Origin of the sequence: Bacillus sp. hwrm1 (assembly GCF_040207805.1) — a bacterium.
Classification (GTDB): Bacteria; Bacillota; Bacilli; order Bacillales; family Bacillaceae; genus Bacillus; species Bacillus velezensis.
The window spans coordinates 4060879-4084038 of the sequence record NZ_CP157943.1; the positions used below are offsets into that span (position 1 = coordinate 4060879).

21 protein-coding genes and 2 tRNA genes are annotated in these 23160 nt (G+C 46.2%); all 23 read right to left on the bottom strand.

The window, feature by feature from the left end; all coding sequences use genetic code 11:
• Window positions 1–60: 60 nt before the first annotated feature.
• Complete coding sequence (cysK, locus tag ABK447_RS20445) at window positions 61–987, bottom strand: cysteine synthase A (RefSeq protein WP_007615206.1); 927 nt, start codon at window positions 985–987, stop codon at window positions 61–63.
• A gap of 75 nt (window positions 988–1062) precedes the next feature.
• Window positions 1063–1953, bottom strand: a complete 891-nt coding sequence (locus ABK447_RS20450; protein WP_007409941.1) for a peptidyl-prolyl cis-trans isomerase — start codon at window positions 1951–1953, stop codon at window positions 1063–1065.
• Window positions 1954–1998: 45 nt separating this feature from the next.
• Window positions 1999–2874, bottom strand: a complete 876-nt coding sequence (gene hslO, locus ABK447_RS20455) for an Hsp33 family molecular chaperone HslO (protein WP_004264606.1) — start codon at window positions 2872–2874, stop codon at window positions 1999–2001.
• Window positions 2875–2884: 10 nt separating this feature from the next.
• Window positions 2885–3661 carry a type III pantothenate kinase gene (locus ABK447_RS20460; protein WP_011996181.1) on the bottom strand — a complete coding sequence of 259 codons (777 nt, stop codon included), beginning with the start codon at window positions 3659–3661 and terminating at the stop codon, window positions 2885–2887.
• A gap of 148 nt (window positions 3662–3809) precedes the next feature.
• Window positions 3810–5729 (bottom strand): ATP-dependent zinc metalloprotease FtsH, encoded by a 1920-nt coding sequence (ftsH, locus tag ABK447_RS20465; protein ID WP_007615201.1) that lies wholly within the window; start codon window positions 5727–5729, stop codon window positions 3810–3812.
• Between the two features lie 97 nt (window positions 5730–5826).
• The gene (hpt, locus tag ABK447_RS20470; protein ID WP_004264611.1) at window positions 5827–6366 is read right to left on the bottom strand and encodes a hypoxanthine phosphoribosyltransferase; all 540 of its coding nucleotides are present in this window, start codon (window positions 6364–6366) and stop codon (window positions 5827–5829) included.
• Window positions 6363–7781, bottom strand: a complete 1419-nt coding sequence (tilS, locus tag ABK447_RS20475) for a tRNA lysidine(34) synthetase TilS (protein WP_072589792.1) — start codon at window positions 7779–7781, stop codon at window positions 6363–6365. Before tilS ends, hpt begins: the two co-directional genes overlap by 4 nt.
• Window positions 7782–7885: 104 nt before the next feature.
• Window positions 7886–8887, bottom strand: coding sequence for a serine/threonine-protein kinase (locus tag ABK447_RS20480; protein WP_094031439.1), 1002 nt, complete (start codon window positions 8885–8887; stop codon window positions 7886–7888).
• Window positions 8853–9590 carry a VWA domain-containing protein gene (locus ABK447_RS20485; RefSeq protein ID WP_004264624.1) on the bottom strand — a complete coding sequence of 246 codons (738 nt, stop codon included), beginning with the start codon at window positions 9588–9590 and terminating at the stop codon, window positions 8853–8855. The genes ABK447_RS20480 and ABK447_RS20485 overlap by 35 nt, the downstream gene beginning before the upstream one ends.
• A gap of 67 nt (window positions 9591–9657) precedes the next feature.
• Entirely contained in the window at window positions 9658–12147 is a 2490-nt protein-coding gene (spoIIE, locus tag ABK447_RS20490; protein WP_007409936.1) for a stage II sporulation protein E, read from the bottom strand.
• Window positions 12148–12356: 209 nt separating this feature from the next.
• A tRNA-Glu gene (locus tag ABK447_RS20495) sits at window positions 12357–12428 on the bottom strand.
• 9 nt (window positions 12429–12437) lie between these two features.
• Window positions 12438–12514, bottom strand: a tRNA-Met gene (locus tag ABK447_RS20500).
• Window positions 12515–12671: 157 nt separating this feature from the next.
• Window positions 12672–13058: a S1 domain-containing RNA-binding protein gene (locus ABK447_RS20505; protein ID WP_004264630.1), complete on the bottom strand. Its 387-nt coding sequence runs from the start codon at window positions 13056–13058 to the stop codon at window positions 12672–12674.
• An 80-nt stretch (window positions 13059–13138) separates the two neighbouring features.
• Complete coding sequence (gene divIC, locus ABK447_RS20510) at window positions 13139–13516, bottom strand: cell division protein DivIC (RefSeq protein WP_004264632.1); 378 nt, start codon at window positions 13514–13516, stop codon at window positions 13139–13141.
• Window positions 13517–13533: 17 nt separating this feature from the next.
• A complete protein-coding gene (yabQ, locus tag ABK447_RS20515) occupies window positions 13534–14169 on the bottom strand; it encodes a spore cortex biosynthesis protein YabQ (protein WP_063096309.1) in 636 nt (211 codons plus the stop codon).
• The gene (gene yabP, locus ABK447_RS20520) at window positions 14166–14468 is read right to left on the bottom strand and encodes a sporulation protein YabP (protein ID WP_004264638.1); all 303 of its coding nucleotides are present in this window, start codon (window positions 14466–14468) and stop codon (window positions 14166–14168) included. The genes yabQ and yabP overlap by 4 nt, the downstream gene beginning before the upstream one ends.
• A 78-nt stretch (window positions 14469–14546) precedes the next feature.
• The gene (locus ABK447_RS20525; protein WP_007409934.1) at window positions 14547–14807 is read right to left on the bottom strand and encodes an RNA-binding S4 domain-containing protein; all 261 of its coding nucleotides are present in this window, start codon (window positions 14805–14807) and stop codon (window positions 14547–14549) included.
• Window position 14808: 1 nt separating this feature from the next.
• The gene (gene mazG / locus ABK447_RS20530; protein ID WP_100001107.1) at window positions 14809–16284 is read right to left on the bottom strand and encodes a nucleoside triphosphate pyrophosphohydrolase; all 1476 of its coding nucleotides are present in this window, start codon (window positions 16282–16284) and stop codon (window positions 14809–14811) included.
• Entirely contained in the window at window positions 16274–17854 is a 1581-nt protein-coding gene (locus ABK447_RS20535) for a polysaccharide biosynthesis protein (protein ID WP_100001104.1), read from the bottom strand. The genes mazG and ABK447_RS20535 overlap by 11 nt, the downstream gene beginning before the upstream one ends.
• A 168-nt stretch (window positions 17855–18022) precedes the next feature.
• Window positions 18023–18559 carry a stage V sporulation protein T gene (gene spoVT / locus ABK447_RS20540; protein WP_004264646.1) on the bottom strand — a complete coding sequence of 179 codons (537 nt, stop codon included), beginning with the start codon at window positions 18557–18559 and terminating at the stop codon, window positions 18023–18025.
• A 136-nt stretch (window positions 18560–18695) separates the two neighbouring features.
• On the bottom strand, window positions 18696–22229 hold the full coding sequence (mfd, locus tag ABK447_RS20545; RefSeq protein WP_124934860.1) for a transcription-repair coupling factor: 3534 nt from the start codon (window positions 22227–22229) through the stop codon (window positions 18696–18698).
• Window positions 22230–22298: 69 nt separating this feature from the next.
• On the bottom strand, window positions 22299–22529 hold the full coding sequence (locus ABK447_RS20550; RefSeq protein WP_004264650.1) for an anti-sigma-F factor Fin family protein: 231 nt from the start codon (window positions 22527–22529) through the stop codon (window positions 22299–22301).
• Window positions 22530–22590: 61 nt separating this feature from the next.
• Window positions 22591–23157: an aminoacyl-tRNA hydrolase gene (gene pth, locus ABK447_RS20555; protein ID WP_004264652.1), complete on the bottom strand. Its 567-nt coding sequence runs from the start codon at window positions 23155–23157 to the stop codon at window positions 22591–22593.
• Window positions 23158–23160 lie beyond the last annotated feature (3 nt).

Genomic DNA, 23160 nt, shown 5'->3' on the forward strand with positions numbered 1-23160 from the left:
TTCCGATGCTTCAGGCACAAAAAAAACTCCCGGATACAGCCGGGAGCCGTGTGTATGTCTCTATTCAAACTGATAAAGCGGTGTGCTTAAGTAACGTTCTCCGTTACTAGGGATGATCGCAAGCACTTTCTTGCCTTTCCCCAATTTTTTCGCGATTTCCAGTGCCGCGTAAATGGCCGCTCCGGAAGAAATGCCGCCAAGAATCCCTTCTTCTTTTGCCGTTTTACGGGCATATTCAAATGCATCCTCGTTTTTGACGGGAATGATCTGATCATAGATGTCCGTATTCAATGTTTCAGGGACAAATCCCGCTCCGATACCCTGAATTTTATGCGGGCCCGGTTTTCCGCCGGAAAGAACTGGAGAATCCGCCGGCTCTACCGCATAGATTTTGATGGATGGATATGCTTCTTTCAGCACTTCGCCCGCTCCCGTGATGGTTCCGCCGGTACCGATTCCGGCCACGAACGCATCAAGCTGGTCGTCACCAAACTGTTCTACGATTTCTTTCCCTGTCGTTTGGCGGTGAATTTCCGGGTTTGCCGCATTGTTGAATTGCTGAGGCACAAAGTATCCGTGTTCCTCGGCAAGTTCTTCCGCCTTTTTAATGGCGCCCTTCATTCCTTCTGCGCCGGGAGTCAGCACAAGCTCCGCTCCGTATGCGCGCAGCAGATTGCGTCGCTCCATACTCATTGTATCAGGCATAACGAGAATGGCTCTGAGACCTTTAGCCGCTGCCACCATCGCAAGACCGATTCCTGTATTTCCGCTTGTCGGTTCAATGATTGTGTCGCCGGCTTTTAATTTTCCTTCTTTTTCAGCCGCTTCAATCATCGCCACTCCGATCCGGTCTTTTACGCTGCTGCCCGGATTCATGTATTCAAGCTTCAGATATACATCTGCACTGTTTTCATCCGTCAGGCGATTCAATTTCACAATAGGAGTATTTCCGATTAGTTCAGTAATAGAATTTGCAATACGCACCATGTTGGACACCTCAATTTCCGACTAAATTTATTGGTATTATAAATATAAGTTATCAATTTCAAAATTTTTTGTCAATCATTTAGTTCTTTTTTCCCCGTAGAACCAAGAGACCCCCGCCTCTTTCCACAGCGTTTTGACTGTCGCCTTGTCACCTAATTGATCCATCGCGATCTGGCGTCTGATTTGGCTCTTCACTTCATTGTATGAGAAAGTTCTCGATTTAAGCTTTTCTTTCAGCTGAATGACGGCGTATCCTGAAGAAACTTTAATCGGTTCAGCGGACCATTCATCTTCTTTAAGATTTTTAGCTTCTGTGATATATGCCTGCGGGATATTTTCCTGATTTTCTGTCACAAAGCCGAGGTCTCCGCCATACTGAGACGTGTATCTGTCCGTGGAACGCTCAGCGGCGACGGCTTCAAAGCTGGAACCGCCTTTCAAATCAGCAAGCACCCTGTCCGCCTCATCTTTGTTTTTGACGACAATGTGCCGGATTCTGTAGGAATCATCGAAATGGTACAATTCTTTATTTTTATTATAAAATGATTGCATTTCCTTATCCGATATATCGATGTCCTTCGTCAGGAGTTCTTCAAGAAGAATATTGTAGCGGATCTGGTCTCTCCATTCTTTTTCGGTAATATGGCTGTCTTCATAAAATGAATTATCTACCGCTTTGATTAAAAGAAACTCCCGCTCCAATTCGCTGTTTGAAACTGTGAGTTTATTCTTTTTCGCAAGCTCTTCCACTACTTCTGCATTAATCATGTCTTCCAGAGTTGATTTTCCGTACTGGTCTTCCATCTTTTTCATCCAGTCTTGCCGTGTGATATGTTTATCACCGATTGTCGCGATGGATTCTTCAGATGACCCCGCGGCTTGGGATTTTGTTAACTTATACGCCACTGTCACACTGCATACTAACAGCGCCGCTACAATAATCGTCAAAAGTGTTCTCGATTTCAAAATCTACCCCATCCCTTTTATAAAATAGAACAACCCGCTAAAGAGCTAGCGGGTTGTTTCGTCACGAAGCTCTTCCAGTTCTTCTTTTGTAAATAAATATTTCTCATTACAAAAATGGCAAACCGCTTCGGCTTTTCCGTCTTCTTCTATCATATCTTGTATTTCTTTTTTGCCTAGTCCTAAAATGGCCGTTTCGAATCGATCTTTTGAACAAGAACAGTGAAATTTGACCGGCATTGTTTCGAGAACGTCCGGTTTTTGACCTAGAACTTCTTCTAAGATTTCTTCCGGTGTCAGGCCTTTTTGAATCAATTTTGAAATCGGTTCGATTTGAGATAATTGCTTTTCAATTGTTGAAATGGTTTCTTCATCAGTCCCCGGAAGAAGCTGAATGATGAACCCGCCCGCAGCGAGAATGGTGTTATCAGGATTTACTAGAACACCTACGCCGACAGATGAAGGGACTTGTTCAGAAGAAACAAGATAATATGTGAAGTCGTCACCGAGTTCACCCGAGACAATCTCTACTTGTCCCGTAAAATAATCACGTAAGCCCAAATCTTTTACGACACTGAGTGTTCCGTCAGTTCCGACCGCCCGTCTGACATCCAGTTTCCCTTGTTCATTGAGATCAAAATGAACGTGCGGGTTTGATACGTATGCTCTTACCTCACCCTTTGCGTTCGCATCTGCGACAATGGCTCCGATCGGGCCGCCGCCTTCTATTTTGACTGTCAGCTTATCTTCACCCTTAAGCATCGCTCCTAGCATCAGAGAAGCTGTCATCGTCCGGCCGATTGCGGCTGATGCCGTCGGCCACGTGTCATGCCTTCTTTGCGCTTCATTAACCATATCTGTCGTTCTGGCTGCATAAGCCCGCACTTTACCGTCATATGCAATTGCTTTAATTAAATAATCCATCGTTTACCTCCTATACGTGACCCACGCGATTTCGCTCATAAATGATTTCCAGCCCTTTCAGAGTGAGAAACGGGTCAACAATATCAATACAGTCTGATTCGTTTGCGATTAATGACGCAAGCCCGCCTGTCGCAATGACTTTCGGTTCCTGTGTTGCCTGCCATTTCATCCGCTTCACTATACCTTCAACTTGTCCGACATAACCGAAAAGGATGCCGGACTGCATGGCGCTTACCGTGTTTTTGCCGATGATATTGTCCGGACGGGCAATTTCAATTCTCGGAAGCTTCGCCGCACGTGAGTACAGCGCTTCCGTTGAAATCGTAATGCCGGGAGCAATCGCGCCGCCCATGTATTGTTTGTTTTCATCAATGTAGCAATACGTCGTCGCCGTTCCGAAATCAACAACAATTAAGGGGGCGCCATACTGCTGGATCGCCGCAACGGCATTGACGATCCTGTCAGCTCCCACTTCTTTCGGATTGTCATACTTTATATTTAAACCTGTTTTCATTCCCGGGCCGACAACTTGCGGCTCGATGTGAAAGTATTTTGTGCACATTCTTTCTAAAGAGAACATAATCGGCGGCACCACGGATGAGATGATAATCCCTTCAATCTGTTCAAACATGAGTCCGGAATGTTCAAATAAGGAGCGGAGCAGCATGCCGAATTCGTCTTCTGTTTTGTGCCTGCTCGTTTCTATGCGCCAATGATATTCTAATTCCCCATCATGATATACACCAATCACGGTGTTGGTGTTCCCCACATCTATAACCAGTAACAACCTCTATCACCACTTTTGAATAGTTTCTAATCATAACATTTTCAACATTCTACAATACCATACACGATCTGCGGCTCTTTTGTAAACAAAACGGAACCAGTAAAAAAACCGCCGGTATACGCCGGCGGTTTTCATATCAGAAAGCGAACTATTCTTTCGGCTCGTCTTTCTTTTCGTCTTCTGTTTTAGACAGGATGTTTACTTTCACATCGTCTTTTTGAAGATGGTCATCTGAGAAATTGCGCTCAGGGAGTTTTCCGTGATCCACGAGATGCTTGATTTGTTCCGCATCTAATGTTTCCACATCAAGCAATGTCTGAGCAATCAATTCAAGCTTATCGCGATTTTCAGTCAGGATGGTTTTCGCACGCTCATAACATTCTTTAATGATGCGCTGAATTTCCTGATCGATTTCGTAAGCGATCTGATCACTGTAGTTCTGCTCGTTGTTGAAATCCCGGCCCAGGAATACTTGACCGCCTTGAGATTGACCGAACTGAAGCGGTCCGAGTTTTTCTGACATACCGAACTCTGTCACCATTCTTCTGGCAATGCTCGTTGCCCGCTGGAAGTCATTGTGAGCCCCCGTGCTGACTTCGCCGAAGATAATTTCCTCGGCAACCCGTCCGCCCAGAAGACCGACAATTTTATCGAGAAGTTCAGGTTTTGTCTGGAAGTAACGGTCTTCTCTCGGAAGCATGACCGCGTATCCGCCCGCCTGCCCCCTCGGAACGATCGTTACTTTATGAACCATATCGGCTTCATCCAGCACAAGTCCGATAACGGTGTGACCGCCCTCGTGGTACGCCACGATATTGCGTTCTTTTTTCGATATGACGCGGCTCTTCTTCGCAGGACCCGCAATGACACGGTCCGTCGCTTCATCAATGTCGCGCATATCAATTTTCTTCTTGTTTTGACGGGCAGCAACAAGTGCCGCTTCGTTAAGAAGGTTTTCTAAATCGGCGCCTGAGAAACCGGGTGTTCTTGAAGCGATTGCTTTTAAGTTCACCGTTTCATCAAGCGGTTTGTTTCTCGCATGGACCTGTAATACGGCTTCACGGCCGATGACATCCGGACGGTCTACCGTAATCTGACGGTCAAAACGTCCCGGACGAAGCAATGCAGGGTCAAGAATGTCCGCACGGTTTGTCGCAGCGATAATAATGATTCCTTCATTCGCACTGAAACCGTCCATCTCTACAAGCAGCTGGTTCAGCGTCTGTTCGCGTTCATCATGCCCGCCGCCAAGACCTGCGCCGCGCTGACGTCCCACCGCGTCGATCTCATCAATGAAAATCAGACAAGGCGCATTCTTTTTCGCATTTTCGAATAAATCACGCACACGGGAAGCACCGACACCGACAAACATTTCAACGAAGTCAGATCCGCTGATGCTGAAGAAAGGAACGCCTGCTTCACCGGCTGAGGCTCTCGCAAGCAGCGTCTTACCGGTTCCCGGAGGTCCGACCAACAGCACGCCTTTAGGGATTCTGGCGCCAAGCTCGGCGAATTTGCGAGGATCTTTCAGAAACTCAACAACCTCAACAAGCTCCTGCTTCTCCTCATCCGCGCCGGCTACATCTTTAAACTTCACGCGTTTCTTTTCTTCCGTATACAGCTTCGCTTTGCTCTTTCCGAAGTTCATGACACGGCTGCCGCCGCCCTGAGCCTGATTGAGCAGGAAGAAAAACAGAATAAAGATGATGACAAACGGAATGATCGTCGTTAAGAACGTCACCCACCCGCTTGTTTCCTGTGCGGGATCAACTTTTACGTCCGTCTTTTTAATTGCATCAAATATCTGGTCTGCTCCCTTTCCTTCAGGAACATGTGTTAAAAAGTACTGGTCTTTGTCGTATTTTTTCAGCTGTCCTTTTACCTCATAAACACCTCTGACAGGCTGAACCGATACGCTATCAACTTTCCCCTCATCGAGGTTCTTGATAAACGTACTGTACGACATATTTTCTGTCTTCGGGTTTGAAGTCTGGAAGTAACTCACAACCCCGATTACTACTAATAAAATAAGTAAATAAAAAATGGTATTACGGAAGACCCGATTCATTCCTTACCTCCTCCCACAGTAAGCACAACTATGTTCAATAGTACCATAGAAAATCATTCCAATACAACCGATAACCATCTCGGAAGCAGGCAGCCGATCAGCTTTCATAAATCGCCGGTTTTAATACTCCGATGTAAGGCAGATTGCGATAGCGTTCGGCATAATCAAGTCCGTAACCCACAACAAACGCGTCAGGAACTTCAAAGCCTACGAAGTCTGCTTTAATGTCCGCTTTTCTTCCGCTTGGTTTATCCAACAGGGTAACAATCTTAATTGATTTCGCTTTACGATATCGGAAGAGTTCTACGAGATAGCTCAAGGTTAACCCACTGTCGATAATATCTTCAATGATTAAGATGTCCCGGCCTTCTACAGATGTATCCAAATCTTTGATGATTTTGACTTCTCCGGAAGAAACCGTGGAATTTCCGTAGCTTGATACATCCATGAAGTCCATTTCCAAATATGTATCAATATGCTTTATAAGATCAGCCATAAAAGGAAGCGCTCCCTTTAACACACCGATTGCCAACGGAAACGTGTCGCTGTACTCGCTTGTTAATTGTTCTCCAAGCTGTTTTACTTTCTGCTGGATCTCATCTTCTGAGATCAGCACTTTTTCGATATCCTGTTTCATGTTAATGCTTGCCCCCTACACTTTTCATGCTGTCTATATTGTAATACAATGCGGTCACTGTTTGAAATCACAAGATCGTCAAAGATGGATTTTTTCAAGCCAGGCAGCCAGATAATTTCACCGCTCGCATCCGTTACAATCGGCCATTCGTCCCGATCCCGCAGAGGCAGTTTATGATCAATAAATATATCTTTCACCTTTTTCGAGCCATTCATCCCTTTAAGTTTGATCCGGTCGCCGATTTTTCTCGTCCGGATTGTTAAAGGAAATTGCACCTTGTTTCTGCTTGTCATAAAAACAGCATTCCCATTTTTGATATGAGGGTCAGCCTGATCGGCCACCTCTATCATAAAGCCGTTGGGGAGAACAGCAGTCTCGCCTTTCGCTCCTTGCAGCTGCAGCTCAAAGGGAACTTTTTCACATTGCCATTGTTCAAATGTAAACAAACATGTCTGATATGATTTGACCACCTTCAGCCCTTTCGGAAAATCAAGCACTCCCGAGGCGCTTCCATTTTCCGCCCATTCGAGAAACTGCTGTATGTGGCGGGCGGAAAACGACGATGGAACGTTTTCATAAAGATAGTTTAATATTAGTTGAACTCCTCTTCTTTGTAAAGGTATCGGAAGGGCAAGCAATTGAGAGGAATTGACTTCAACCGATGTGTCTGACTTGCTTGTAATAACCTTATTCATTCGTTCTTTCGTTAATGACTGCAGGTATTGTTCGTCTTCTGTCAGTGCTTCACTCACCTTTTGAAACATTTTATGAACGTCAGGTGATTCATGTTTTAAAAAAGGAAGCACGGTCTTTCTGAATCTGTTTCTTGCATAATCGTCTTTTGCATTGCTCTCATCCGTTCTGTAGCTGAGCCCTTCTTGACGGCAGTATTCAAGGATTTCATCCTTTGCCGCATAGAGGAAAGGCCTGATCAGCCAGCCGGATGCAAATTCGCGGACGGGCTGCATTCCCGCAAGCCCTGCCCCGAGCGTACCTTTCGCAAGCCTCATGAGCATTGTTTCAACCTGGTCATCGCCATGATGAGCCAGTGCCAAAAACTTCGCTTGGTGTTTTGTCATCAGATCTTCGAAAAACTGATATCTGCAATCACGCGCGGCAGCCTGCTTGTTCAGCTTATTCTTCTTTGCGTATGCAGAAACATCAATCTGTACCGTTTCGCAGAGGATGTGTTCCGCTTCGCAATATGACTGCACAAACTTCATATCTTCTTCAGATTCAGGACCCCTGAACTGATGGTCGACATGCGCCGCTATGATAACGGAGGAATGCCCGAAGTGCTTATTCAGCATACTGAGAAGCGCCATTGAATCAGGGCCTCCGGAGACCCCGGCAATAATCGTTTCTCCCTCCGCCTGAAGATGATATGTTTTGAAAAAATCTTCCACGCTTTTCACAATGTCCCCCTCACAATGAGCAGGTTTTTTAAAGATATACATATCCTATCACTTTCATTCCCTCCAAGCAAAGAAGAAGCATGAGCGCAGGCGTCCGGCCGGCACTAGATGAGAAAAAAGACGATGTAAGCGAAATAAAGGGCGAGAACGCTGATTAAAATAAGTGTTGTTTCAAACAAACCATTGTGCTTTGCGGGTTTTTGTTTAGGTTTATACCGCGTTTGAGATACAGTGCCCTGCCGCGGTTTTGATTGCGGCGGCTTAGGCTTGGCGGCGGCTTTCCTTTTACTCCCTGCACTCTGCCCCGCCGTCAGGATGTCATGCTTCATGGCTTCCGCAGACGGATATTGGCCGTTAAAAGCAGAAAACAGAACCTTCTTATACTTATTCAGAAACGGGTGGCCTTCAATGATAGAACGAAGCTGTTCTTTCGGCTGTCCTGACTTTTTGCACTCTTTCTTCTGGGCACAGTGGATCATGATCATTGCGACAGCAAACAGGTCATAGGATGGTTCTGCTTTTCTTGTTCCATACCCCCAATAGCCCCTGTCGTAAAACTCCGTATACTCTTTAATCGCGCGGCCCTGTTTTGTCGTTCCCCCTACATCAATGCAGCGAATGGCAGCCGGTGGTCCGGTTACAATGAGATTGTCCGGTTTGAGGTCGCCAAAAACCCACCCTTGCTGATGAAGGACTGACAGGCTGGAAAGAAGCTGCACCATCAGCACCGGAATCCACTCTGTTCCCTTACTGCTGATATATTGCGGAAGAAGCGGCCCTTCTATGTACTCCATCACGTAAAAAGAGACATTTTTATTCAGCTGCGGAATAAACGCGTCGTCCGCATCAAAAAAAGAAGGCCCCATCGTTTGCGACCGGGCCTTTGAAAAGGATTTTAAGACATTCACTTCAGAGGTAACAGACATGCTGTCGCTGCTTATTTTCAAAGCGACCTGTCCGCCTGATGCTTCTGCCAGATATACAATACCGTTAGCCCCTTTTCCAAGCTGTTTGAGCAATCTGTAGGATTTGCCGTTCCATTTGCCCTGAATTGCCGTCCCCGGTGCCAGACTACATGCCAAACTCGTTAAAGCGTCGTTCATCATCTGCCAACATGCTCCTTCTTGAGCGGATTCTCTCAAACTGCTGCGTCGCTTCCCGGATAGCGGGGCCCGTAGGGGTGATACCGCCGGTCGACAGCTTCGCAAAGAGTGCAGAAAGGGATTCAAGCTTCGGCGTCCAATTCAGCACAAGCTCAACTTCCTGGCTTTTCCCGGGAAATATACACATTGCAAATTCATTTTGCCCGGCCCGGGAATTTAAACTGATGGAAAGATCGATCAGCGCTTCTTTCACCGTCGGCAGTTTCGGCGCCATACTCGCACTCGTATCAACCAGCACAAGCACTTGCAGATGAACCGTTTCGCCGAGTTCATCAACCACTTCCATCACTTCGCCGCGTTTTTCAGGAGAAAGCTCTTCCATTTCAACGTTTTTCCCTAAGATTTGTTTAAGCTCTTGATTGACGACACCTTGCAGCGTCTGGGTCATTGCTTTTTTCGTCACCATTTGAACCGTCTGAGACAATTGTGACGCATACACAACTTGATGGACGCCGCCTCCGGCCATGGCGATGCCTTCAACTTCCTTCATTGCTTCTTGGTCAATCGCGTTTTCTTCCATAATTCCTATAACATTCACCGTAATCCCCTGCTCCTTGGCGAAAGCCGCCATTGCGATCGGGTCTTCACCATGATTGGAGCAGCCATCTGTAATCAGCAGAACTTGATTTAAATGTCCCTTATTCACATACATTCCTCCCGGTGATACGATTAGTCCCATCTTCGCCAGAAGGAAAGTGATTTATACGAATGGATTAAGAAATCTCCTTTTTATTTTGGAAAACCGCCGGTACCGGTATGGAAGCCCATTTCGGCGTGTTGTGATCAATCCGGACAACAACCACTGTCATATCGTCTTCGATTTGGCCGGAACGCGTTCTGATGACCTCTTCCATTAATATATCAGCGATTTCCTGCGGGTCTTCGGTTTTCAGCCCTTTCATTTTCCGTTTCATCCACAGGTCGTGGTTTTCAACGTGCTTCGGCCCTTCAAAAATACCGTCACTCATCATGACGAGCAGATCTCCCGCTTTTAACTGTTCACTTACAACCTCCACATCAAATTCATTGATGATGCCGATCGGCAGATTGCTGGCCTGCACTTTCATGACTTGATCTCCCCGCTTGATAAAACTCGGCGTTGAACCGACCTTCAAGAATTTGCAGCTTGCATCCTGAAGATCAATGATAGAAAGATCGAGAGTTGAGTAGATTTCGTCTGTCGTCCGTAAAGACAGAATACTGTTGATCGTTTTTATCGCTATTTTTTCATCAATACCTGATTCGAGAATTTTTTCGAGCAGCTTAATCGTTTCATTGCTCTCATAATGGGCCCTCGCCCCATTGCCCATGCCGTCACTGATCGCGGCCGCATACTTTCTCGCCCCCAGTTCCATCATGCTGTAGCTGTCGCCGGAGACAAGGCCGCCGCCTTTTGCCGCATGAGCCGCGCCTGTCGATACCCGGTACGACTTGGTCGAACCGAACGCGACATGGCTGTAGCCATTCGGATGAGTCGAGTGCTGTTCGCTTTTGACAAGTATCTGCTCCTCAAGAATGTCAGACAGCATCGGGGCGATAATTTTCTCACTCTCGCCGTGTCCTCCGCTGAACGGGATTGTCATTTCGATATCAATATTGCCCTGCTCCAAGCTGTATATCTCGACATGCTGAATCTCGATTCCAAAATGCTGAAGCGCCTCTATCATTTGTTCTTCCTGAATAAAATGCTGCTCCCTCTCCCGTTTTATTTCCCGAGAAAAGTCCGCCATGACCTCAGAAACCCCCAACAGCTGCTCGGCAACAAGCCTTCTGCTGTCCTGAACTTTTCTCTTCAGTGTCAGATGGGCGTGATGGTGGGCAAGTTCGTCCTCAATCAGCTCTTCCACCTGTCTGGATTTGGAACAGTGCTGTTGAAACTCCTTTTTTAATCTGCGGTTTGAGGCATACTGTTTTTCTTCTGTTTCATGCATAACTTGTTTCATTAAGTCATATGTTTTATCAAAGTTTTGAACCCAGCATTTGCTTTTCTTATAGCAGGATTGGCACGAATGCTCGGTGATTTTGCTTAAAAAGAGATCCACTTCCCCTTCTTCCGCCTGCTCATCGGAAGACGTCTGATGAAAGGTGGCGAAGCTCTCCGACAAGGCATGAAACACATTGGAGAACTGGTCTACTTTCTGGGCGGTGACATCTCTGATTTTCCTCGCGTACTGCTGCTGTTCCTGACTGTGCTCAGCAGTGCCCGGTATGTATCGCGCCACCTTTTTCGTAATCGATTGGGGCGTAATCAAAAACAAAACAACGGCAATCAAAGATTCATAAAGAGTGGTCATTAATCCGGCAGACCCTTCTCCATATAATGAAATCAGCAGTGAGCCGATCACTAACCCGACTGCGGCTCCGGCTTTCTTTCCTTCTTTCAGCAGCCCGCCAAGAAGCCCGGAAAACGCAAGCAGACTCATTTGATAGAGGTTCCCGATATTCGCAAGCCCGAGGATCAGTCCGGTCACCACACCGACCGTACAGCCGATGCTTGCCCCGCCGACAAAGGAAAAACTCAGCACGACATAGCGGGCCAGGATATGTTCAGCCTGCATTCCCTGAAATGAAACACCGGCAAGCCCGGTTAAAACGGATGCGATCAAGATCATAAAACAGATGATTTCTTCTATTTTTAACGATTGCTTCACTTTTTTGATCGTGAAGATCGGCAGACTTTGCAAAAAGATCAGCGTCAAAATAAAGGCCAGGCCCGCCTCGACAACAGCCATCACATAATCATAGGTGGTAAAAGCGCCGCTCTCAAAATAAACAAATCCGATTCTCGCCGCAGCCATAGAGAAAAACACCACGATCGGCAGCATCTTCACCCGGTCCTGCACGATATATGTACCGATTTTTGAAAATAGAGTGAAGACGGCCAAAGCTGTGAGAATCAATAAAGAGTGTTTCGGCGAAATGGTTAAAGCGCCCGCAAGTAAAGACAGACAAGCATAGAAGGCTTTATCTCTTCTGATCAAAAGCATCGCTCCGAAAAACGGCAGCGCAAACGGAAGAACCTCAGATAATATGAAAGCCCGTCCAAGTAAAAAACCGATCACGACATAAATGAAACCCTTATAGAAAAAAAGTGAATGCGCTTGATGGACTGTAAGCTTTGCCGCCTTTTCAAAAAACGATTGCAGTTTTTCCAGAGCTTGTCCCGCCATCGGCCCGTTCACTCTTCTTTCCGCTTTTTCCATTGCTCTCATCCCCCACCTGTTTTATTCGTTGCTTGTCATTATAAATGAAAGCCCAGATAGGATTTTGTCAAAAGAAGGTAACAATTCCAAAGAACTCTTCGACGCTTTCTCCCTTGTTCCCCTTTCCTTTCGTATTTCCTCCGACATTTCTCAAAAAGTTGTCTAAATATGAAAAAATCGGCTTCTGCAACAGAAGCCGATTCGCTTGATGACCCGTACGGGATTCGAACCCGTGTTACCGCCGTGAAAGGGCGGTGTCTTAACCGCTTGACCAACGGGCCAGATATATATGGTAGCGGCGGAGGGGATCGAACCCCCGACCTCACGGGTATGAACCGTACGCTCTAGCCAGCTGAGCTACACCGCCATATAGGTGCTTATAAGCACAAGTTATATAATACAAAGGTTTCTTCATTCCGTCAACAGAAACTTTGAAGTTTTAATTTTCTGACTATAATGGCGCATACAAAAAAAGCACCCGCTGGGATAGACGGATGCTCCATGTATTTATAGAAAGCAGCAAGTTATCCTCTTCTTGCTCCGCGCCCTCCACGTTTTGATTCCGTGTTTCGTTTTAAAGATGATAAGCGGTCTTCGCTATCTTTAAGAAACTTGTTCATTTTCTGTTCAAAAGATTCTTTCGGACGGAAATCATTTCTAGGTCTGGCTTGCGGACGGTCTTTAGCTTTTTTAATTGATAAACCAATTTTCCCGTCTTTTTCAACGTTGATGACTTTCACTTCAACTTGATCGCCGACTTTTAAATGCTCGTTAATGTCTTTAACATAATTATCGGCTACCTCACTGATATGAACGAGACCGGTTGAGCCTCCAGGCAATTCAACAAATGCTCCGAAATTTGTAATACCTGTTATTTTCCCTTGCAACTTGCTGCCAACTTCAATCGACATAAAAAAAGTGCTCCTCCTTAGGCTTATAAAAAGATCGTTTGTTTAATTATACCTAAATAAAAATTTAAGTGTCAACAAGGCTACTTGCTCTTCTTTTCTACATTGAAGAGAATCTCACCATTTCCTGACATAAACAAGTCTCTTCTGGCAAGCTCTGTGACGTAATCCTCATCCTTTAATTTGGAAATTTCATCTTTTAAATCAGCCTGTTTCGCGTTCAATTCTTTCACTTGTTTTTCCAGCTGAGCTTTCTTTTCTTCGTTTGCGCTAAGGGAAGAGGTCTGTGACCACAGAGAACCCGCTAAGACAATAGCCGTCAACAACACAAGGGCGCCGAATACGATCAACCGTCTGAAAAGCCCTTTCCGCCTTCTTTTCATAAGCTGGGATTGCCGTTCAACCTGCTCTTTATAGTCGTTTTGGATTTCAGTTATTGTACGTTCTCTAGATAGATTCAAACCAGACGGTCCTCCTTTCACCTTTTCAAAATACGTATCATGGTCGATCTGATTGTTATGATTAGTTTCTTGCTCTTTTGTAAAAATCCTGCACTTTTTTGAAAATATCGTTTGAAAGTAAGACGCCACTTTTCAGGAAGAAGTTTCAATAATTGTTTCAACAGAAAAATCAGCGGATACAGCAAAAACGTTACGATCTTAAAAAGACACTTCGCAAAAAAGGCACTCACCCGATAGGAGTATAAAGAAACAACCGTGATCAGCCCGATGAGCAGCTTAAAGAGCAGAAGCACCGGACGGAACAGCACGTGCTGAATGAGCTTTTTTGCGAATTGGTAAAGAGACACCGCAAGATGAATGGCAAATTTCAGTATTTTTATATACATTCGTTTAAACAGGCTTTGGTACGTCGCAATCCCCAGTAAGACAGCCAAGAAAATGTATACCCTGAGTTCTCCTTCATTCACGTTGAGCAGCACATAGAAAAACAGCAGACCTTGTACAATCCAAAAGAGAATGTCATGAATGAATAACAGCCATCTGGCCGTTTTGGCGCGGCTGACAAACAGCCTGTATGTATCAAGCGACGCTCCGAGCCAGGCGCCCATACCGGTCATTGCCAGCATCGTATAAAATTGGGTGGTCAGCGTCATTTAAACAACTTGCTAAAAAACCCTTTAGCTTTATCCCCTTGCTGCTCGTCTAAATATACAAGGTCAAACACCCTGCCTTTTATAGATACAATCCCTTTTTCCACATCAAGATTTTTCATCTGCAGGTTCTCGCCTCTGACGGAAAGCATTCCCATAACCGTTTCCAGCAAAAACTCTTCATTGTCAAAACTTTCTACATGCTTGACGCCCGAAATGTCTAAATGCTTTCTCCCTTTCATCGTTACATCATGCTGTTCCGGAACAGAAGAAGAACCTTTTTGCTCATAATATGAATTCATCTATTCAGCCCCCATATCCTCGATACTTTTAGCATTATTACTGCATTGTATGAGGCGGGAGCCTTGTTTAGAACAAGCCTATTCGCCGAGTTTTTCTTCCTTGACGATTGTATACATGCCCGCAGCTTCTTCTTTTTTCGTTGTTTCTTTCAATTCGTTTACCTTCACGGTGACAAGTTTCTGGCCGAAGCGGACCGTCAGTTCATCACCGGCTTTTACGTCTGAGCTGGCTTTCGCCTGATTCCCGTTAACTGTGATTCTCCCTTGATCGGCGACCTCTTTCGCCAATGTGCGGCGTTTAATCAATCTGGATACTTTTAAAAACTTATCAAGTCTCATATCAGAATCTCCTCTCCATTTCTTTTGCTTCATCCCACAATTTGTCCATTTCCTCAAGTGACATTGCGGTCAATTCAAGGCCCTTTGCTGCCGCTTCTTTCTCAATATAAGCAAAGCGTCTGCGAAATTTGTCATTTGTCATGGCGAGCGCTTCCTCAGGCTCAATTTTATAGTATCGGCCGATATTGACCAATGCAAATAAAACATCGCCGAATTCAGCTTTTAAGCTGATTTCATCTGCTGATTCGGCGGAAGCCTCTGCAGAAAATTCCTTCAGCTCTTCATTTACTTTATCCCATATATCCTGAACGTCATCCCAGTCAAAGCCGGTTTTTGCGGCTTTTTTCTGAAGCTTGGCCGCTTTTGCAAGAGAAGGCAGTGTTTTCGGCACGGCATCCAGCAATGAAGTGGATGTTGTTTGCTTTTCCGCCTTTTTGATTTCTTCCCAGTTGGCGACGACATCATGTTCATCCTGAACCTTAACATCCTTAAACACATGCGGGTGCCGTCTGACCATCTTCGCACTGATGTCTCTGATGACATCATCAATTGAGAAATACCCCTCGTCTTCTCCGATCTGGGCGTGCAGCATAACCTGAAGCATGACGTCCCCGAGTTCTTCTATCATGTGATCCGTGTCCTCTTCGTCAATGGCCTCAAGCAGTTCGTAGCATTCCTCAATCATATATTTCTTTAATGACTGGTGTGTCTGCTTTTGGTCCCACGGACAGCCGTTCGGCCCGCGAAGCTCGCGAATAATACTTCGGAATGCAGAAAATTCCTGGTAAAGGAGTTCTTCTTTTTTAATCGGCGGAACATACACGCTTGTTAAGTTATTTATTTCTACATTGCGGTCAAGCTCAAACAAAGGCACCTTGGTCATCTTTTCTCCCTTGCTTCCGGCTGCCGTGACGATGACCACTTCATAGTCGTCAGGCAATTTCTCCATAAGCGTCAGCTTCACCTCAGAGGCCGTCATTTGGTCATAAACCTGGCAAATGATCAGGTGATGGCGGAGTTCGAGCTCATCCGGCGTCATTGTTTGCGCATCCGTAAATTGAAACCCTTCAATCGGATCAATTCGCAATGCATTAAAAGTGGCATCCAAAAAGCTTTGCCCTCCGGCAGTATGAACAGCTACCTGTTGTTCTTCCCGGAGTTCAAATAACAGCTGAACGGTTTTCTCAGCGACAAACGGATGCCCGGGCACAGCGTAGACGACATCCTCTTGCTTCGCTTTTTCAAACAGAATGTCCGCGATCTCTTCATAGACCGCTTCAAACTGATCATGTTTTTCATAAATATTATCAAAATACCGGATGTCCGCTTCCGTCTCTTGCTCTAATTCCGGAATCAAAGGGTGGTCTTTCGTTCTTATATATAAATGCTTCGCCTGAGTCAGCAGCTTATGTACGCCCACTGTCAACTGATCCATGTCTCCGGCGCCGAGGCCGACGACCGTAATGTTACCTGCCATGTTTTTCTCTCCTCTTTTTCAATTTGCTTAGAGCACTGCCGAAAGGAAGGCCGCTCAGCTCTTCGTCCGTGAAAATCTTCATTCTTATCATACAATAAATAAACAATAGCCCTCCGATGACCGACGCAGACAGACTCTCACATACAGCTCCGGCCCTGCTGGCGGGAACAAATAACTGCCATAGCTTCATATATACGAGCAGAAAGAAGACCATCAGCAGACTGCACCAGCACAGACGGGCAATCACGCCTCCGATATTCGTCAGCCAGCCCTTCGACCAAATTCTCCGGAGATTCAGGCACGCAACTGCGGCAAATGCCAAGACGGTCGCCAGTGCCGCTCCTGTAATACCCCAGCCGGGGACCAGCCAAACGTTCAGCACCCATTTCAGCGCCCCTCCCGCCAAAACGGATACGGCGGGGAAAACGGTATGTCCCGCTCCTTGCAGAATCGCGGCTGCCGTAAGCGCAATTGAGGCAAAAAAGATAGATAAGCTGAATATTTGTAAGGTCTGCGTCCCCTCACTGTTTTGGAAAAGCATGATATTCACCGGCTCTAAAATGCAAAAAAGCCCGGCTGATGCACCGATCCCTACCGCAAGGCAGAGCTTGACGGCTGATGTCGCTTTCTCTTTTATGATAAACGGCTTATTCTCATGCACCGCTTTTGAAATTGAAGGAACCAATGACGCGGCGATACTGACGGCAAACACGGTTCCCAGCTGAAGGAGCGGCTGTCCGCGGTCATATATGCCTTTCAGCTGTTTCGCGGCATGGCTCTCCGTCCCGTCTGAAAGCAGTGAATATAAGTTTAAGGCGTCTACAAGCTGAATCAAAAGCATGAGTACACTGCTGATACAGATGGTGACTGAATAAAGCAGCAGCTTTTTTACAATGACGGCCGTTTCGATATGTCCGCCGTCTTTCTTTGTTTCTTCCCGCTTATACCAGAAAACAGCCAATACACAAAGGGCCGCCAAGCTTCCGGCAATTGATCCCGAAGCCGCCCCCGCACCAGCCGCGTATAATGAACGGCCGCTTTTCAAAAGCCAGAAGGATAAACCGAGAAGCACCGCCACGCGAAGAAGCTGTTCCGTAATCTGGGATAAGGCTGACGGCATCATATCATGCACGCCTTGGAAATACCCCCGGAAAACCGCCGTAAACGGAAACAGTATGAAAGCGAACGCCGCGACCCTTATCAGCATCACAAGGCGGGCGTCACCCATAAAACCGGCCAACGGCGCCGCGCCGGCATACATGAGCGCAAACAGAACAAGTCCGGCCGCCGTGACATAAAGGGCGGAAATTTTCATTATTTTTTGTTTATGATCGCTATAATCGTTCATTAATTTTGAGATGATTACCGGAAAACCGGATGTTGACAGCATGACCGCGATCCCTAAAAACGGATACACCTGCTGATAAATGTAAAATCCGACGTCACCGACAATATTCTGAAAAGGAACCCTGTACACGGCGCTTAATATCTTCGTCACGATACCCGCAACGACGAGCACAAAAGCACCTTTCCATGCCGATTGCCGCTTGGCGCCAACTGAATCGTTCATCCAAAAGCTCCTTCCAGCCGCTAGAAAATTACGTCTATAAAACGAGCTTATTATATCACAATCCTAACGGCCGAACCGATAGAGAGCACATATGAATATGAAAAAGAACAGCACTTGTATAAGAGCTGCTCTTTCTCCGTTTTCTTATTTCAATAATGGTAATAAGACCTACTGCTCCATTTGTCTCGCCAAAAAACTGGCTGCCGTTTCTACCGCTTTATGTTCTACTTCTCCAAGTGCCTGTTCCTTGGAAAAGATGACCACGGCACCGATAGGATCGCCATTTGCCACGATCGGAGCTATTGTATAGGAGCTCATATCTTCATCAATGTCATTAACAAGCTGCGCGGACTTCACGTCGTTTTCTACCACTGAGCTGCGCTGATCCATCGTTTTTTCGAGCAAATCGCTGATGGCTTTGTTCAGAAATTCTTTTTTCGAACTGCCTGAAACGGCAATATACGCGTCACGGTCGCAAATCAAGACGGAATGGCCGAGACTGTCATACAAAGCATCTGCATATTCCTTCGCAAAATCGCCAAGCTCACTGATAGGAGAATACTTTTTCAATATAACTTCTCCGTCGCGGTCAACGAATATTTCAAGCGGGTCTCCTTCCCTGATTCGCAGTGTTCTCCGAATTTCTTTAGGAATGACGACCCGTCCTAGATCATCAATACGACGTACGATACCTGTAGCTTTCATCTCTCTGGTGCCTCTCTTTCATGTGATGATATTTAAGGGAAAGTACTAAAGCTCTTTACTTTATGTAGCTTCCGCCACTCGCTTGAAATTAGTATCCGTCACATCAAATGTAATATACACCAGAGAGTAACAATTTTTATGAAGACGCGATTGTTTCTTTCTTCACATCCTGAAGGCCTTTCAGCATGCCGAGCACGGTTTCCAGCCACTCTTCCGTTTTGCGGCCTTTCGTCTGTACTGAGATTTTCAGCTTTTTCCCTTCCATTCCCAGTCCGATCTGCCGGCCGTATTTATTGCCGAGTTCGAACAATTTCTGGCCGTCAATCTGTGCGCTGGCCTCTTCAGAAATGGTAAATCTGATCGCGTCTTTATCCTGCTTGATGAGTTCGATGCGTTCATATTTTCCGTATACCTTCATCTCAGCAACCGTAAACAGCCATTCAACCTCTTTAGGGTAGCTGCCGAACCTGTCGATGATTTCATCTTGAAGCTCATTTTTCTCCTCAATTGTGGCGATTGACCTGAACCGTTTGTACATGTCGATTTTTTGCTTGCCGTCTTGTATATAGTTTTCAGGAATATACGCGTCAAGCTCGATATCGATTTCTGTCTCAAACTGTTCGCTTTTCGGAATATCGCCTTTCCGCTCTTCAATCGCTTCCTTGAGCATTTGCGAGTACAGGTCAAAACCGACTGAGTCGATAAAGCCGTGCTGCTGGGCGCCGAGAAGGTTCCCCGCTCCCCTGATCGTCAAGTCACGCATGGCGATTTTAAAGCCTGATCCCAGCTCGGTAAATTCTTTAATCGCCTGCAGCCGTTTTTCCGCCACCTCAGTGAGCACTTTGTCTCTGCGGTACGTAAAATACGCATAAGCGACGCGGTTGGAACGGCCGACCCGTCCTCTCAGCTGATACAGCTGAGACAGCCCCATTTTGTCTCCGTCGAACACAATCAAGGTGTTGACATTTGGTATATCTACGCCTGTCTCAATAATGGTCGTGCTGACAAGGACGTCTGATTCCCCTTCCAGAAAATTGAGCATGACGCTTTCCAATTCATTTTCAGTCATTTTTCCGTGGGCATATGCCACTTTCGCATCGGGAACAAGCATGGAAATTTCATCAGCCTTCCGCTCGATGTCATCCACGCGGTTGTACAAGAAATATACCTGTCCTCCGCGCGCCAGTTCTCTTTCGATGGCTTCCCGCACAAGCGCGCCGTTGTATTCCACGACATATGTCTGAACAGGGAAACGGTTTTCCGGCGGCGTTTCAATAACAGATAAGTCCCGCACACCGAGCATGGACATATGAAGCGTACGCGGTATCGGCGTCGCTGTAAGAGTCAGCACATCGACATTGGCTTTGATCTGTTTGATTTTTTCCTTATGCGTTACGCCGAAGCGCTGCTCTTCATCAATGATGAGCAAGCCGAGATCTTTATAGACGACGTCTTTAGATAAGAGCCTGTGGGTTCCGATTACGATGTCTACCGTTCCGTTTTTCAGGCCTTTAATCGTTTCATTGGATTCTTTTCTCGTTCTGAATCGGCTGAGAAGACCGATGTTAATCGGATAGTCCTGGAAACGCTCCATAATGGTTTCATAATGCTGCTGCGCGAGTATTGTCGTCGGCACAAGAAGCGCGACCTGCTTTCCGTCTGCGATCGCTTTAAAGGCCGCTCGGATGGCTACCTCCGTCTTCCCGTAACCCACATCACCGCAAAGCAAACGGTCCATCGGGCGCTCTCTTTCCATATCCTTTTTAATCTCCTGAATGGAACGGAGCTGGTCCTCTGTTTCCTGATAAGGGAAAGCAGATTCGAACTGCCGCTGCATTTCATGATCCGGCGAGAACGCATAGCCCTTGCTTGCTTCCCGTTCCGCATAAAGCTTAATCAGATCATCGGCAATATCCTGAACGGAGTTTTCAACTTTTTTCTTCACCCGTTTCCATTCACTGCCGCCCAGTTTATAAAGCTTCGGTTCTTTTCCTTCAGAGCCGACGTACTTCTGCACCTGGTCGATTTGTTCTACAGGGACGTACAGCTTATCGCTGCCCTGATAATGAATGTTGAGGTAATCTTTATGAATGCCTTTGATTTCTAGTGTTTCGATCCCCAAATACTTACCGATCCCGTGGTTGACGTGGACGACATAGTCGCCGACCTGAAGCTCGGAATAGCTTTTGATCCGTTCGGCATTTGTCAGCTTCTGCTTTCTCGGCTTTTTCTTAATTCGGTTTTTGAACAGCTCTTCCTCCGTAATGACGGCCAGCTTCATCAGCGGCAGTTCAAAACCGGATTGCAGCTCGCCTTCCATGACATAGACCTGTCCTTGCACAAGCGCTTTGGAGCTGTCCGTTTTTGCGGCTTCAATTTCGTAATCAGCCAGCACGGATGCCAATCTGTCAGTTCTGTCCTTATTTGCGCCTAAAAAGACAACGGTGAAGTTTGATTTCTTAAAGCGCTCCATTTCACCTGCGAGCACATTCATCTGCCCGTGAAAACTCTGCATCTGCCGGCTTGTCACATTCACGATATTCTGAGGGCTTGTATGCTGGACATGACGCAAAAATAATGAATAATAAATAGCCGGGCGCCGCTTTTCGCTCATAAGCTCCTGAAAGCTGAAGGATAAATGAATGTCATGCAGAATTTTCCCTTCCTCGAGCAGACTTGTCATAAATTCGGCCTCTTCTTTTTGCAGCTGATCCTCCATTTCATGAATGCGGCTGACCTCGTCTAACAGTAACAACGTGTCTGCCGGTGTATAATCTAGCAAACTAGCAGGTTTTTCGTAAAAGTACGAGAGATACTTCACAAGTTCCTGATCAGTCTGTCCCGTTGATAACCGTTCTTTATCATGTGAGATATTGATATGAAGCATTTCCTTTTGTTTGTCCTGCTTCAGCTTTTTCAGACTGTCGGCAAGCCCTTTATCGAGCCTTTCCATCGCCCGGGCTTTTTCTTCCGCCCTGATGATCAATTCCTTCGCCGGTCCGATCGCCACATGTTTGAGCGTCTCAATTGATCTCTGGTCATCAGAATTGAAGCTTCTGATGGAATCGACCTCCGTATCAAACAGTTCAATTCGCACCGGATGCTCCGACGTCAGCGGATAAATGTCGATAATTCCGCCGCGAATACTGAATTCACCGGGTGCAGAAACCATATCGGAACGCTCATACCCCACCTCTACAAGGCGCGCGGACAGCTGATCCGGTTCTATTTCGTCTCCGAGTGAAATGACGAGCTGGCTGCTTTTCCACAGCTCCTTCGGCGGAAGCATTCTTCTCACTGCCGCAACGGGCGCCACAACGACCGGCGCTTCTCCGTTTGTTAATCTATTAATGACATCAAGCCGCTGAGCGCGCAGTTCAGGGCTCGCTACCGCAATTTCTGAAGAAATCAATTCATTCACGGGGTATAAAAAAACAGATTGATCCCCGAGAAGCGCCGTCAGATCTTCCGTCACTTTTTGGGCCTGATATAAATTATGGGTGATAAAGAAAATCGGCCTTTTCGTTTCCTGTGCAAGGGCGGAGGTAAAAACAGAACGCGCGGAACCCGACAGACCCGCAAGCAGCTGTTCCTTCAGCCCCTCATGTAAACCGTTGACAATGGATTTAAAATCATCGCTTTCTTTAATAAAGGTTTGAATGTTGTCCATATGGGCCCTCCTCTCTATTTTCTGCAAGAACAGAAAAACGCTTTGGTCTAGAATCTACACCAAAGCTTCTTATTGAATAAATGTGTTGTGTTCATGGTAGTGCGGATTGCGCTCCAGCGCCTCTTGGCAGTCTTCACAAATTGTAAGAACATGGACATCTCCATTGTCTTTATATGAAATCATATCGTTTCTTTCCTCATTTGTTAAGTGCTGAAATCCAAGTGACTGTGTCGGCACCGTCGAATATTCCAGGCTCCCTACCTTAAAGCCGCAGTGGCGGCAGAAATAATGCAAAGCCATACGTTGGACCTCCTGATGTGAAAAAATCATTTTTCCCTAGTATGGTCTCCCATTATTTATCTTATACATTTGCATTAAATTCGTTCATGACTTCTAAAAATGGTTTCGTTAAGGAAGCTTCGCAGGCTTTTACGGTTTTTGAGACGGCATCATTGATATGCGGCGCTTCTTCCTTCGTAAAAGCTCCCAGTACATAGTCAACGACTTTCATTCCGTTGACGGGGCGGCCGATTCCGATTCTGACCCGGTCAAATTCAGGGGTTCCGAGGTGCTGTATAAGCGATTTAATTCCGTTATGTCCGCCTGCGCTCCCCTTCGTCCGGAGCCTGATTTTCCCCGTCGGAAGATCAAGGTCATCGTATATGACTTTCAGATCTTCATGATCGGCATCATAATAATCCAGTAGCGGCCGCAAACATTCCCCTGATAAATTCATATATGTAAGCGGTTTAACAAGTAGAACTTTTTTTCCGGAAACAAACCCCATTCCGTAAAGTCCGTTGAATTTCGTTTTATTCAATTCAATATTCCATTCTTTAGAAAGCTCGTCAATGGCCATAAAGCCGACATTATGTCTCGTGTTCTCGTAGGTTTTTCCCGGGTTACCCAGACCGGCAATCACAAGCATCGT

What these genes read in the sequence shown, in the direction of transcription:
- ABK447_RS20525 (WP_007409934.1), bottom strand. Translation starts at nt 14,807, where the DNA reads ATGAGACTTGATAAGTTTTTAAAAGTATCCAGATTGATTAAACGCCGC.
- yabP (WP_004264638.1), bottom strand. Translation starts at nt 14,468, where the DNA reads ATGAATTCATATTATGAGCAAAAAGGTTCTTCTTCTGTTCCGGAACAG.
- yabQ (WP_063096309.1), bottom strand. Translation starts at nt 14,169, where the DNA reads ATGACGCTGACCACCCAATTTTATACGATGCTGGCAATGACCGGTATG.
- ABK447_RS20550 (WP_004264650.1), bottom strand. Translation starts at nt 22,529, where the DNA reads ATGGCTTTGCATTATTTCTGCCGCCACTGCGGCTTTAAGGTAGGGAGC.
- mfd (WP_124934860.1), bottom strand. Translation starts at nt 22,229, where the DNA reads ATGGACAACATTCAAACCTTTATTAAAGAAAGCGATGATTTTAAATCC.
- ftsH (WP_007615201.1), bottom strand. Translation starts at nt 5,729, where the DNA reads ATGAATCGGGTCTTCCGTAATACCATTTTTTATTTACTTATTTTATTA.
- spoVT (WP_004264646.1), bottom strand. Translation starts at nt 18,559, where the DNA reads ATGAAAGCTACAGGTATCGTACGTCGTATTGATGATCTAGGACGGGTC.
- hpt (WP_004264611.1), bottom strand. Translation starts at nt 6,366, where the DNA reads ATGAAACAGGATATCGAAAAAGTGCTGATCTCAGAAGATGAGATCCAG.
- ABK447_RS20480 (WP_094031439.1), bottom strand. Translation starts at nt 8,887, where the DNA reads ATGATGAACGACGCTTTAACGAGTTTGGCATGTAGTCTGGCACCGGGG.
- ABK447_RS20505 (WP_004264630.1), bottom strand. Translation starts at nt 13,058, where the DNA reads ATGTCGATTGAAGTTGGCAGCAAGTTGCAAGGGAAAATAACAGGTATT.
- mazG (WP_100001107.1), bottom strand. Translation starts at nt 16,284, where the DNA reads ATGGCAGGTAACATTACGGTCGTCGGCCTCGGCGCCGGAGACATGGAT.
- cysK (WP_007615206.1), bottom strand. Translation starts at nt 987, where the DNA reads ATGGTGCGTATTGCAAATTCTATTACTGAACTAATCGGAAATACTCCT.
- hslO (WP_004264606.1), bottom strand. Translation starts at nt 2,874, where the DNA reads ATGGATTATTTAATTAAAGCAATTGCATATGACGGTAAAGTGCGGGCT.
- spoIIE (WP_007409936.1), bottom strand. Translation starts at nt 12,147, where the DNA reads ATGGAAAAAGCGGAAAGAAGAGTGAACGGGCCGATGGCGGGACAAGCT.
- ABK447_RS20535 (WP_100001104.1), bottom strand. Translation starts at nt 17,854, where the DNA reads ATGAACGATTCAGTTGGCGCCAAGCGGCAATCGGCATGGAAAGGTGCT.
- pth (WP_004264652.1), bottom strand. Translation starts at nt 23,157, where the DNA reads ATGCTTGTGATTGCCGGTCTGGGTAACCCGGGAAAAACCTACGAGAAC.